At 46.3% G+C, this 13479-nt stretch carries 8 protein-coding genes; 7 read left to right on the top strand and 1 reads right to left on the bottom strand.

All coding sequences use genetic code 11. The features are described 5' to 3' along the window. Positions 1–9 precede the first annotated feature (9 nt). Entirely contained in the window at positions 10–879 is an 870-nt protein-coding gene (locus KYK27_RS06885) for a DUF2911 domain-containing protein (RefSeq protein ID WP_199109317.1), read from the bottom strand. A 483-nt stretch (positions 880–1362) separates the two neighbouring features. Between KYK27_RS06885 and KYK27_RS06880 the strand changes: the two genes are divergently transcribed. The 7 genes from KYK27_RS06880 (at position 1363) to KYK27_RS06850 (ending at position 13402) form a co-directional block, all read left to right on the top strand. After that, on the top strand, positions 1363–6402 hold the full coding sequence (locus KYK27_RS06880; protein WP_199109316.1) for an HYR domain-containing protein: 5040 nt from the start codon (positions 1363–1365) through the stop codon (positions 6400–6402). A gap of 346 nt (positions 6403–6748) precedes the next feature. Continuing rightward, a complete protein-coding gene (gene hisG, locus KYK27_RS06875; RefSeq protein WP_199109315.1) occupies positions 6749–7600 on the top strand; it encodes an ATP phosphoribosyltransferase in 852 nt (283 codons plus the stop codon). Continuing rightward, positions 7600–8880 (top strand): histidinol dehydrogenase, encoded by a 1281-nt coding sequence (hisD, locus tag KYK27_RS06870; protein WP_199109314.1) that lies wholly within the window; start codon positions 7600–7602, stop codon positions 8878–8880. Before hisG ends, hisD begins: the two co-directional genes overlap by 1 nt. Further along, positions 8881–9930: a histidinol-phosphate transaminase gene (hisC, locus tag KYK27_RS06865; protein WP_199109313.1), complete on the top strand. Its 1050-nt coding sequence runs from the start codon at positions 8881–8883 to the stop codon at positions 9928–9930. An 83-nt stretch (positions 9931–10013) separates the two neighbouring features. Continuing rightward, positions 10014–11108, top strand: coding sequence for a bifunctional histidinol-phosphatase/imidazoleglycerol-phosphate dehydratase HisB (gene hisB / locus KYK27_RS06860; protein ID WP_199109312.1), 1095 nt, complete (start codon positions 10014–10016; stop codon positions 11106–11108). A gap of 322 nt (positions 11109–11430) precedes the next feature. After that, positions 11431–12837 carry an anthranilate synthase component I family protein gene (locus KYK27_RS06855; RefSeq protein ID WP_199109311.1) on the top strand — a complete coding sequence of 469 codons (1407 nt, stop codon included), beginning with the start codon at positions 11431–11433 and terminating at the stop codon, positions 12835–12837. A gap of 1 nt (position 12838) precedes the next feature. Continuing rightward, positions 12839–13402 (top strand): anthranilate synthase component II, encoded by a 564-nt coding sequence (locus KYK27_RS06850; protein WP_199109310.1) that lies wholly within the window; start codon positions 12839–12841, stop codon positions 13400–13402. Positions 13403–13479: the final 77 nt, after the last annotated feature.

The following is a 13479-nucleotide window of genomic DNA, read 5'->3' as shown; positions in this document are numbered from 1 at the left end:
TAGTGTCTTTTACATCTTCCTCTTTTTCCAGGAACTATAGGCATTTTCGATATCACGGGCATACGTCTGATACGATTCAGGCTCAGCTTTGCCCAGCTGAATCGCTTTAGCCGAAAGGTTGGCTGCCATTTCGTATTCCTTGTTTAATGCGTATAGTTTGGCTTTTACCCAGTTATTAAAGAAAGTCTCTTTAATGGCTATGGATTTATTAACCAGTTCCAGCGCTCTCTGGTGTAATTCTCTCCTTGCAACCATATAATCCGCGCATTGCGCCCAGATATACCAATCATCCGGCTGTGCTTTCTTTAAAGCCTCTTCAATATTGGCCAGCGCTTTTTTCTCAATCTCAGTTTCTATTCGGAGAGAGATCTGGGAATTTTCCCAGGTAAGATGCATAAAACCAGTGTTGGTGCCGATATCTGAAAAACTGAACTGCATTGTCTCATGAAACTGTACCGGTTTGGGCGTTACGCGTAAGTAGGCAACATCCTGTAGTTCATCATATCCTTCCAGACCCCACAAAGTAGTATCGCGGTTCAATACAATATTCCATACACTATCGCTCTCAGGCAGAATAAAAAAGGAATAGGTACCCGCAGGAACACGCTCATGATTCAGGAAAAGCTCGTCTGTAAAGGTGATGAGCGTCGCTTCGTTGGCACCGGCACGCCACAGTTTGCCATAAGGCACTAATCCGCCAAAGACCTTACGCCCCTTAACACCTGGCGCATGGTATCGCACCGTAATATCTGTGAGCCCTATAGTTTGTTTTATAAAAGATTGAGGGCTTGGCTGCGGCAATTTAACCTGTGCTCTGGCAACAGGAGCAACAGCAACTATAGAAATTAGAAACAGTAGGCTTAGCAGGTACTTTTTCATGGGCTAAAAACAACTTTTATTACAGATATATACGGGTTTTATATACCCGTAAAAACCTTGCCAAATATTAAATAAGCGGTATTTCATACAAAGGTATAAAACATTAGCCTAAACCATCTCAACTACTTAAACATTCCGGGGCCTGTACATAACTACAAAACTATAGTTTTAAAACAGTTTACCCTTCAATTTATACTATTGGCGTTCAGAATAAGCTATTCTACAGTATTTATAATTAAGCATGAACTTAATACAACTTTTTCTTATTTAATTTGTATAATCCTTAAATATAAATAATAAATCACAACTATTTCATATATGCACTTTGGTTCGGCATTTTAAACGACCCAGAATGCTATCCTTACTCTCAAAAGCATTTTTTATCTGGCTTTAACAGGGAAGGAGCGTCTTTTTGTAGCGCTGCAGTTTATTGTAGCGAGTTAGCTGATTGTCAATTTTAAATAATTTAAAACCCTTTACACTATGTATGTAAAAAATTTACTCAAGCAATCTTCTAAATGGCGTGTTCTGTATCTTATCACGCTGATTAGTACCCTAACTTTTTTCGGCGTAAATGCATTTGACAACTATCAACCAACTGTATCATCTGATAAGGATGATTATGCACCTGGGGAAATCGCCGTAATTACTGGCTATGGCTGGACGCAGGATAGTATGGTTCATGTTGAATTTAAAGAAGAACCTGATTATCCTGATTATCATGTGTATGATGTTTCGGTTGGTGAAGATGGATCCTGGACAATTAAATATCAGGTAGAGCCAAGGCACGTTGGTGTGAAGTTTACCGTTACTGCTGTTGGCAAGCAGAGTGGCGCTACAGCTATAACGGTTTTTACTGATGCTAACGTAAGGCTGACAACAAATTCAGGCTCATCTACATTAAGTTATGAGGTCAAAAACTCTACTAGTTGTACTGGACCAACAGTAAGCTCTGGCACACGCGACGCATCAACAAATCAAGGTGGTTCAGATGCAATTGCTGTTACTGGTGCTCAATCTGTTAAAATCACTGCGCCTTTAACTAATTCACTGGGACAGACATTTACAGGTTATACGGTTAGCACTTCATATACCACTCCTAACACATCACAGCCAAATATTATTTGTGTAGTAGGAACGAATAACAACGGAACTATAGCGGTTACTGCAAATTATGCTACCTGTACAACTCCTGCTACGCCTGTAGTGACTGTCGTAAATAATTGCGATGGTACATCTACTTTATCTACAACTGCTTCCGGTTCACTTCTGTGGAGCACTGGCGCAACTACTTCTTCTATTACGGTTACAAGTGGAGGTACTTACACAGTCACTTCAACCGTAGCAGGTGGTTGTACCAGCGCGCCCGGTTCAGGTATAGCCGCACCTAAAACTGCCCCATCTGCTCCGGCGGTTACGGTAGTAGATAATTGCGACGGCACATCGACCCTCTCAACTAACGCTACAGGCGCTTTGCTATGGAGCACGGGCGCAGCTACTTCTTCCATTACCGTTACACAGGCTGGAGCTTACACTGTGACTACAACTGTAAATGGCTGTACCAGCACTGCAGGCTCTGGCACTGCTAATCCTAAAACTACCCCAGCCAAACCTACTATAACCGCTCAAACAGGAACATCGGCTTGTCCTGGAAATACAGTTGTTTTAACTTCTTCTGCTTCAACTGGAAATCAATGGTATAGAAACGGGGCTGCCATCTCTGGAGCAACAAACCAGTCTTTTACAGCAATTGAAAGTGGATCTTATACCGTAATCGTAACAGCAAACGGCTGCTCTTCTACTGCATCGGATGCTACAGTTGTAACTATAGAAGATGTGACGGCACCTGTAAAACCAACTATAGCTGCTGCCACCGGTGAATGCTCGGTTACTGTAACTGCTCCGACTACTACCGACAACTGTGCCGGTACCGTGACGGGTACTACTTCAGATCCGACAGAATATACTGTTCAGGGTGAATATACTATAACCTGGACCTTTAGCGATGGCAATGGCAACTCCACAACAGCTACTCAGGAGGTAATTGTTAGAGACGTAACATTGCCACTAATCGCCGCTACAGAAGCTGTGACAGTTGAAGCAGATGCTGGCCAGTGTGGAGCAACAATAGCTATTACAGCTCCGGAAGTAACTGATAATTGCGAAGCGCTACCTGCAATGGGAACAAGAAGTGACGGTGCAGCCTTAAGTGCTCAGTATCCGGTAGGAACAACTACCATTACCTGGAATGCAAAGGACGCAGCTGGAAACGATGCCGTAGCTGTTACTCAGACTATAACTGTTAGAGATACGCAGGCCCCAACTATAACCGCACCTGCTACTGTAGAAGTTGCTGCCAATGCGCAATGCCAGGCAACTGAAGTGGCGCTTGGAACACCTACTACAGCCGACAATTGCGGTGTTAAAACCGTAACCAACAACGCCCCGGCCACCTTCCCATTAGGCGATACAGAAGTGATCTGGACAGTGACGGATGTTAATGGTCTTACAGCGACCGCAACGCAAGTAGTTACTGTTGTAGATATGACTGCTCCGGTATTGACAGCTGCCATCAATCAGAATGTGAATCTGGGAGAAAACTGTACCATAACCATTCCTGATGTAAGGGGAACTGCTACTGACAATTGCCAGGGCACAACCATCACGCAATCTCCTGCAGTTGGCACTGAAGTAGAGGCAACTCATAATCAGACTATAACGGTAACTGTTACGGCTACAGATGCTGCCGGAAATACAGATGAAGCACAGGTAGTTCTGACAGCGAAGGATGTTACAAATCCAACTATAGCTGCGCCGGCCAATGTAAAAGTAGCTGCGAATGCTTCCTGCAGGGCTACCGGAGTGGTGTTAGGTTCGGCAACTGCCAGTGATAACTGCGCCGGAGTTACAGTAACTAATGACGCACCAGAAAGCTACCCACTGGGTACTACCACTGTCACCTGGACGGCAACAGACGCCGCCGGACTGAAAGCCACTGTAACTCAAACTGTAACAGTTGAAGACCGTACGGCTCCAGTTGCCCCAACTATAGCAGCCGCTACAGGCGAATGTTCGGTTACAGTTACAACTACCCCAACTGCTGCAGACAATTGCAAAGGCACCGTCACCGGAACTACCAGCGATCCGCTGACTTATACCGAGCAGGGCACTTATACCATTACCTGGTCCTTCAATGATGGTAACGGCAATACTTCAACAGCTACCCAGCAGGTGATTGTGAAAGACGCTACGGCACCAGTAACACCAACTATAGCAGATGCTACCGGCGAATGTTCAGTTACAGTTACTGCACCGACCACTACCGACAATTGTGCTGGTACGGTGACAGGAACAACTTCTGATCCGCTTACTTATAATGAGCAGGGTACCTATACAATTACCTGGACCTTTAACGATGGCAATGGCAACGGCACAACCGCTACGCAGAATGTAATTGTGAAGGATGTAACAGCGCCGGTAATCGCCGCTACCCAGCCAGTAACAGCTGATGCAGATGCGGGCCAGTGTGGGGCAACAATCTCCATCACAGCTCCTGAGGTAACAGACAATTGCGGTGCACAGCCAGCAACGGGAACAAGAAGCGATAACCTTGCTCTGAATGCTCAATATCCGGTAGGTACTACCACCATAACCTGGAATGCAACAGACGTCAACGGTAATCCAGCCACTGCTGTGACTCAAACAGTTACAGTTAGAGATACGCAGGCGCCAACTATAACAGCACCGGCCAATGTAAAAGTAGCGGCCAATGCACAGTGCGAGGCTACGGATGTAGCGCTTGGAACTCCAATTACAGCCGATAATTGTAAAGTGGCAAGTGAGACCAACAACGCACCGGCAACCTTCCCGTTAGGCGATACTGAAGTGATCTGGACTGTGACTGATGCAGCTGGCCTGACAGCTACTGCTAAACAAGTGGTAACGGTTGTAGATGAGACAGCTCCAGTGGTAGCAGCAGCCAGCAACCAGACTGCAGGCACAGATGATGGAAGCTGCACAGTAACTTTAACTATCCCGGATGCAACTGTTACAGATAATTGCTCTGTGAAACAGGTAACCTGGGCAATGACAGGAGCAACTACGGCCAGTGGTGCAGGACAAGTAGGAGAGTATACCTTCAATCAAGGTGTAACTACCATCACGTATACTGCCACTGACAAAGCAGGTAATTCGTCTAGCGATGTAATGACGGTAACTGTAACAGATGATGAGGCACCAGTAATTAAGGTTCCGGCTAACATCGTAGTAGCTACGCAGCCGGATAAATGCGGCGCGGTTGTAAACTATAACGTATCAACTACTGATAACTGCTCAAGTGTTACGCCAACAATGACTGCCGGTCTTGCTCCAGGTGCTACTTTCCCGGTTGGTACAACCACAGTTACTTATACCACTGAAGACAAAGCGGGCAATTCAGCCACTGAAAGCTTTACGGTAACAGTTACGAATAACACGCCTTCTAACCTTGTAATTACAGGTCCGGCTTCACCTGTTCAGCTAAATTCTACGGTTACGCTAAATGCTTCATTTACGGATGAGAACATTAGCACGGCAGTATGGACCTGGGGTGATGGAACAAATACTACACAGACTATCAGCGGCTCCCCTATAAGTGCTACGCATACATATACAGAGGCCGGTGTGTATTCGGTTGGTTTAACAGTAACAGACCATTGCGGCCAAAGTACAAGCACAGTATTCGACTATGTGGTTATCTACGATCCGAATGGTGGCTTCGTAACCGGTGGTGGCTGGATCGATTCTCCTCCAGGGGCTTATGTTGCCAATCCGACACTTATAGGCAAAGCTAATTTTGGTTTCATCGCTAAATACAAAAAAGGCTCGAACCAGGTAGATGGCAACACAGAATTCCAGTTTAAGGCAGGCGATCTTAACTTCAAGAGCTCTGCGCATGATGCCATGTCGCTGGTAGTGGCCGGTTATAAAGCCATCTATAAAGGTGTGGGCAGCATTAACGGAAATGAAGAGTATGCCTTCATGGTGTCTGTGGAAGATGGCAACTTAAAAGGAAGCCAGGAAGCAGACAGGTTCAGGATCAAGATCTGGAACAGGAGAGATGGCGCCATCGTTTACGATAACAATGTGAGTCTGTCCGATAAAGGTGACAACGCTGTACCTTCCACAACGATCAGTGGTGGCTCTATCGTGATCCACGAAGTGAAGTCTAACGCTCCGGTAGCAACTAAAACTACCAAGCTAAGCACTACCACAACTGCGGAAACCAGCCAGCTTTACAACTATCCGAACACATTCACAGACAGAACAACGATCGCTTTCAGCCTTGAAAAAGAAGAAAGCTACTCGCTGGAAGTTTATGATATGCGAGGCGTGTTGATCAGAAAAGTAGACATGGGCGTAGCCAAAGCCGGCAAGCTGTATGAGTATGAGTTTGATGGCAAAAACCTGTCGAAGGGAATTTACATCGCCCGCCTGCTCACACCATCCGGAATGAAGTCGGTTAAAATGCTGCTGACCAAGTAAACTAAAAACCAAATCTGTTTAACTGCAAAGTGCCGGTTCCTGTATGGGGGCCGGCACTTTGCAGTTTATTTTGGATGGATTTCTCAAAACTTTTAGGGCAAACTATAGTTTACATCTAAATCCTGCTTACTTTTGCAGCACATAATGCGCAACACTACGTTACATAGCACCCTTTCTGCACCGGCACTTTCTGTTGCCTGCGGTACTGCTGCGCACGTACATCATTTCCATCATTCCTCGTAAGAGGAATCCAATAGACATATAGCCCCCTTGGGTGTATACCCAATTTATACGTTGCCGGATGCAAGGTATAAACGCGCTATTTTATACTTTTCAATTCAAATTTATGCTTCGTATAGCCATACAAAAGTCAGGCAGGCTCAGTGACGATTCCCTCAATCTTATTCGTGAGTGCGGAATTTCCTTCATAAACAGCAGCCTGAAACTTAAAACAGAATCAACCAATTTTCCCCTTGAGATCCTTTTCCTGAGAGACGATGACATTCCCGGTTATGTAGCCGATGGCGTAGCCGATATTGGTATTGTGGGCCAGAATGTGCTGGTAGAGGAAGGAATGCAGGACCTGACAGTAGAGGCGCTGGGTTTCTCGAAATGCCGCCTGTCGCTGGCCGTGCCTAAGGGCGATTCCTATAGTTCGGTGGAAGACCTGAACGGAAAAAATATCGCGACTTCATACCCTAATCTGCTACAGGCCTACCTTTCGGAGCGAGGTGTGCAGGCTAATATTCATACTATAAGCGGCTCTGTGGAGATTGCACCTAGCATTGGCCTGGCAGATGCTATCTGTGATATTGTAAGCTCTGGTAGCACCCTTATTAGCAATGGCTTACGTGAAGTAGAACAGGTTTTCAAATCACAAGCAGTGCTGATTGCAAATAAAGAGTTGAGCGAAGAAAAACGTGAAATCCTTGAAAAATTATTGTTCCGGATAAATGCCGTGCAACGTGCCCAGCGCGCCAAATATATTCTGCTCAATGCTCCGAACGATAAAATAGCCGAGATATCCAAATTACTGCCTGGTGTTAAATCTCCTACTGTACTTCCGTTGTTAGAAGAAGGCTGGAGCTCCCTGCATTCAGTGGTAAATGAAGACGATTTCTGGGAGATCATTGAAAAACTAAAAGCTTCTGGCGCACAGGGCATCCTGGTTGTTCCAATCGAAAAAATGATCATCTGATGAAAAAGATATTATATCCTGAAACTATAGTTTGGCCGGAACTGGCAAAGCGACCTGTAAAGGACCTGCAGGAACTGGAGCCAACTATACGCCAGATCTTTAAACTGGTGCAGGAACAGGGCGACGAAGCCTTGTATCAACTGGCAGAGAAGTATGATGGCAACCGACCATCGCAATTACTGGCAACCCCGGAAGAATTGGCCGCAGCAGAAACTGAAATAAGTCAGGAACTGAAAGAAGCGATACTTCAGGCGTATAGCAATATACAGTTGTTCCATTTACAGCAGGCTGAGCAGATGCCTATAGTAGAGACCATGCCTGGCGTGCGTTGCTGGCGCAAAAGTGTGGCTATCGAGAAAGTAGGCTTATACATCCCAGGAGGCACGGCACCATTATTTTCTACCTTGCTGATGCTGGGTGTTCCGGCTAAACTGGCTGGATGTAAGCAGATCATACTTTGTACGCCTCCGTCTAAAGATGGCAGCATTCACCCGGCTATTCGGTACACAGCTTCTTTGCTGGGCATCGAAACTATAGTTAAAGCTGGCGGCGCACAGGCCGTGGCCGCCATGGCCTTTGGCACCGAAAGTGTTCCGGCTGTAAGCAAGATTTTCGGACCCGGAAACCAGTACGTAACGATGGCCAAGCAACTGGTAACACAACTGGGTGTAGCCATTGATATGCCGGCCGGCCCATCGGAAGTGCTGGTAATGGCAGACGAAACTGCTGATCCCGCTTTTGTAGCGGCAGACTTGCTTTCCCAGGCCGAGCACGGTCCGGATTCGCAGGTGGTATTGCTGAGTACATCCGAAACTATAGTTGACCAGGTAATTACAGAGATTGAGAAGCAACTACAGCTATTGCCACGTGAAGCAGTAGCGGCTCAGGCACTTGAAAACAGTATGGCTATCGTTCTGGAAGATGCGCAGCAAATGCTGGACTTCTCGAACCTGTATGCGCCGGAGCACCTTATACTTGCCATCGAGGATCTTGAAACTATAGCAGCAGGTGTAGTAAACGCAGGCTCGGTATTTTTGGGCAACTTTACACCTGAAGCCGCCGGCGATTATGCTTCCGGTACCAACCATACCTTGCCAACCAATGGATATGCCCGTGCCTATAGTGGCGTGTCGCTGGATAGTTTTGTGAAGAAGATCACGTTCCAGCAGATCAGTCCGTCAGGCTTGCAGCAGATTGGCAAAACCATAGAAGTAATGGCCGAAGCGGAAGGCTTGCAGGCGCACAAAAACGCAGTAACTATTAGATTAAAGAAACTATAAATGTTTGATCTGGAAACTATAGTTCGCCCGAATGTATGGAAGATGAAAGCCTATGCATCGGCGCGCGACGAATTTAAAGGCACAGCCAGCGTTTACCTGGATGCCAACGAAAATAACCTGGGCAGCCTGGCCGGAGACAACTATAACCGCTACCCGGACCCGCACCAGAAAGCCCTGAAAAGCAAGATCGCGACTATAAAAGGCGTGCGCCCATCGCAGATATTCCTGGGAAACGGCTCAGACGAAGCGATTGATCTGTTGTTTCGTATGGTTTGTCGCCCGGGCCAGGACCGCATGCTGCATTTGCCGCCAACCTATGGCATGTATGAAGTATCGGCTAACCTGAACGATGTGCAGCTGGATGCCGTGCAGCTGACGCCTGATTTCCAGTTGCCGGTGGCAGAAGTGTTGCGAAATGTTAAGAATACGACTAAAATCATTTTCATCTGCTCACCCAATAACCCGACAGGCAACAGCATAAAATCGGAAAGTATAGAAGCCATTCTGGATAATTTTGATGGACTGGTAGTGGTGGATGAGGCCTATATTGATTTTTCGGATGCACCGAGCTGGACCACGCGCTTAGCTGATTTTCCGAACCTGGTGGTGTTGCAGACTTTCTCCAAAGCCTGGGGAATGGCGGGCTTGCGCTTAGGTATGGCTTTCGCTTCAGAAAAGATCATCGCGCTACTGGATAAAATAAAACCGCCCTACAACATAAATGAAGCTACGCAGGAACTGGCACTGAAAGCCCTGGATCTGGATGAGCAGCTGAAATACATGGTGGAAGAGATCGTGCAGGAAAGGCAAATGCTGGAAGCGGCTTTACCAACCTTGGCTATAGTTGAGAAAGTATACCCTTCGGATGCCAATTTTTTACTGGTGAAGGTTAAAGATGCGAACAGACTCTATAGTTACCTGCTGGATAAAGGAATTGTAACACGAAACCGATCCAGCGTACCGGGTTGCGAGAATTGTCTGCGCGTATCTGTTGGCACTACCGAAGAAAACCAGCAACTATACCAGGCGATTTCGGAGTTTAATTTATAGACAAAAGATTTTTAGACAAAGGGCAAACGACTAAAATATTTTTTTGTCATATAGTCTATTGTCACAAAATCAAATATAGAGAAATGAAAAAAGCATTATTTATAGATCGTGACGGCACCATATTGGTTGAGCCGAAAACTGATTACCAGGTTGATTCTTTTGAGAAGTTTGAGTTTATCCCGAAGGTGATCCGCAATCTGTGCAAGATATTTACAGAACTGGATTACGAGTTTGTGATGGTCACCAACCAGGATGGGCTAGGCACGGACTCTTATCCTGAACACACTTTCTGGCCTTACCAGAACAAGATGCTGGAGATTTTGCGTAGCGAAGGTGTGGAGTTTGAAGATATCCTGATCGACCGCAGTTTTGAGCACGAAGGCCTGGAAACCCGCAAACCCGGCATCGGCATGATGAAAAATTACCTGTCCGGTGAGTATGACCTGGAGAATAGCTACGTGATTGGTGACCGCTTAACGGATGTGCAGCTGGCAAAGAATCTGGGTGCAAAAGCCATTCTGCTGGCCGATTTTCAGAGCGAAGAAGCTGCCCTGAGCACCAACGACTGGGATGAGATTTATCGTTTCCTGAAGCTTCCGGCACGCAAAGCAACTATACGCCGGCAGACTTCAGAAACCGATATCCAGATCGACCTGAACCTGGATGGAACCGGTAAATCAGACATCAAAACCGGGCTTGGTTTTTTCGATCACATGCTGGAGCAGCTGGCCCGCCATGGCAATGTGGATCTAACTATAGCTGTGAAAGGCGATCTGCACATTGATGAGCACCACACCATTGAAGACACAGGTCTTGCTTTAGGCGAAGCATTTCTGGTTGCTTTAGGCGATAAAAAAGGCATTAGCCGTTATGGTTTCCTCTTGCCCATGGATGATGTGCTGGCGCAGGTAGCAATAGACTTTGGTGGAAGGCCCTGGATTGTGTGGGATGCAGAGTTTAAGCGCGAGAAAGTAGGGGATATGCCGACTGAAATGTTCTTTCATTTCTTTAAATCCTTCTCTGATGCGGCCAAGTGTAATCTGAACATTAAAGCCGAAGGACAGAACGAGCACCACAAGATAGAGGCGATTTTTAAAGGGTTTGCACGGGCTATTCGTATGGCAGTGAAGCGAGACCCGAACGATTCTTCTTTGCCATCAACAAAAGGGGTCTTGTAATGCGTTAAATATCAATAAGTTTTGCTTAATAAATGACGCATCATTATAACTATAGTTTAAAATAAAGTTTAAGTATAGTTTGCTTTTGAAAAATGAGGGCTTACATTTGTGACATCGCAATCTATTAAAGCGAACTATAAACAAAACATGATTCAGAATCTTCATCTTACAGCATGGTGGTGGCACGTTATGAAAAATATCGTGAACAGCCCTGCTATGTATAGGAAGAAATAAGATACTATAGCATACAACCAAAGGTATAAAAGCCTGCTGTTCACTGGACAGCAGGCTTTTTTGTTTTCTATCAGATTCTAAACCGACCATGAACTATAAAATCACCACCAACTATAAGCGCCTTCTGGCTGATACGCTGACCCCGGTAAGCGTATACCTGAAGCTACGCGACCGATTCCCGAATAGTATTTTGCTGGAGAGTTCAGACTACCACGGCGCTGAAAACAGTTTCTCCTACATCTGCTGCAGCCCCATGGCAAGTATAAAAGCCGAGAACGAGGTGCTGACTGAGGCTTTTCCGGACGGAACTATAAAACAGATGCCGATCACTAAAGAAACGAATGTTCCGGCGCAACTGGCAGCCTTTGCACAAAGCTTTGAAGTGGAATCAAATGCGTTTAACTTCATCAATAATGGGTTGTTCGGGTATATGAACTATGATGCGGTCCGCTACTACGAAGATGTTGAATTGAGCCAGCGACCTGACCGCCAGCAACTACCGGATCTGTACTATGCCGTGTATCGCTATATCATCGCCATCAACCACTTCACCAACGAGGCTTACATCTTCTCGCACAACTATAACCAGGATGATGACAACGGCATTGCACAACTGGAAGCACTGCTGAACAGCCGAAACATTCCGAGCTATAGTTTCAAAACCACTGCAGCAGAAGCTTACAATATCAGCAGCGAAGGTTTTCTCAAAAACATTCAGAAGGCAAAGGAGCACTGCTTTCGGGGCGATGTATTTCAACTGGTACTATCCCGTCGGTTTGAGCAGGCTTTCCAGGGAGATGAGTTTAACGTGTACCGTGCGCTGCGCTCCATTAATCCGTCGCCTTACCTGTTTTATTTTGATTATGGCAGCTTTAAGATTTTCGGTTCCTCGCCGGAAGCGCAGCTTGTAATTAAAGATGGCAAAGCAAGCATTTTCCCGATTGCAGGTACTTTCCGGAGAACAGGTGATGATGCAGCAGATGCTGCCCTGGCTGAAAAACTGTTAGCCGACCCGAAAGAAAATGCAGAGCATGTGATGCTGGTGGATCTGGCACGCAATGACCTGAGCCGCAACGGCCATAGTGTTGCCGTAGAAACTTTCCGCGAGATTCAGTATTACTCGCATGTTATTCACCTGGTTTCTAAAGTGTCCGGGCAACTTCACAGTCAGGAGGATTCGCTGCAAATGGTGGCCAGTACCTTTCCGGCTGGCACGCTTTCGGGAGCTCCAAAGCACAAAGCCATGCAGCTAATTGATAAATACGAAACAACAAAACGCGCTTTTTACGGTGGCTGTATCGGCTTCCTGGATTTTAACGGCAACTTCAACAGCGCCATCATGATCCGTTCTTTCCTGAGCAAAGACTATATACTATACTACCAGGCAGGAGCCGGTATTGTGGCCGCATCAGACCCACAGAGCGAGCTTCAGGAAGTAGACAACAAACTGATGGCCTTACGAAAAGCTTTAACCTTAGCACAGGAGATCAACTAACATGCAAGTACTAGTAATCGATAACTACGACTCTTTCACTTACAACCTGGTGCACCTGCTGCAGGAACTGGGCGCTGACGTAACTGTTCGACGCAACGACAAAACGACGCTGGAAGAAGTTGGCAACTATAGCAAGATCATGCTTTCTCCTGGCCCCGGTATTCCGAACGAAGCAGGTATGTTGAAAGAGATCATCCGCACTTTTGGCCCGACCAAAAGTTTGTTTGGGGTGTGCCTCGGACATCAGGCAATAGGTGAGATATATGGCGGTAAGCTGTTTAACAGCAACGAAGTATGGCATGGCGTAGCTACGCCGGTAACTATAGTTTGTGAGCAGGAAAAACTCTTTTCGGATCTACCTAAACAATTCAATACCGGCCGCTACCATTCCTGGCTGGTTGAACAGAATTTACCCGATTGCCTGGTACCAACAGCTGTAGACGAATCAGGCAACATTATGGCGCTACGCCACAAAGAGTTTGATGTTCGCGGCGTGCAGTTCCACCCGGAATCAGTGCTGACAGAACATGGAAGGGAGATAATTAAGAACTGGCTGTTAAACTAATAGTCATCCCGAGCGAAGTCGAGGGATCTTATAAGTCCAATATGCAGCTGTATAAGATTTCTCGGCTGCGCTCAAAA

Origin of the sequence: Pontibacter populi (assembly GCF_019336435.1) — a bacterium.
GTDB classification, from domain to species: Bacteria; Bacteroidota; Bacteroidia; order Cytophagales; family Hymenobacteraceae; genus Pontibacter; species Pontibacter humidus.
This window is presented reverse-complemented; position numbering and strand designations above follow the sequence as displayed.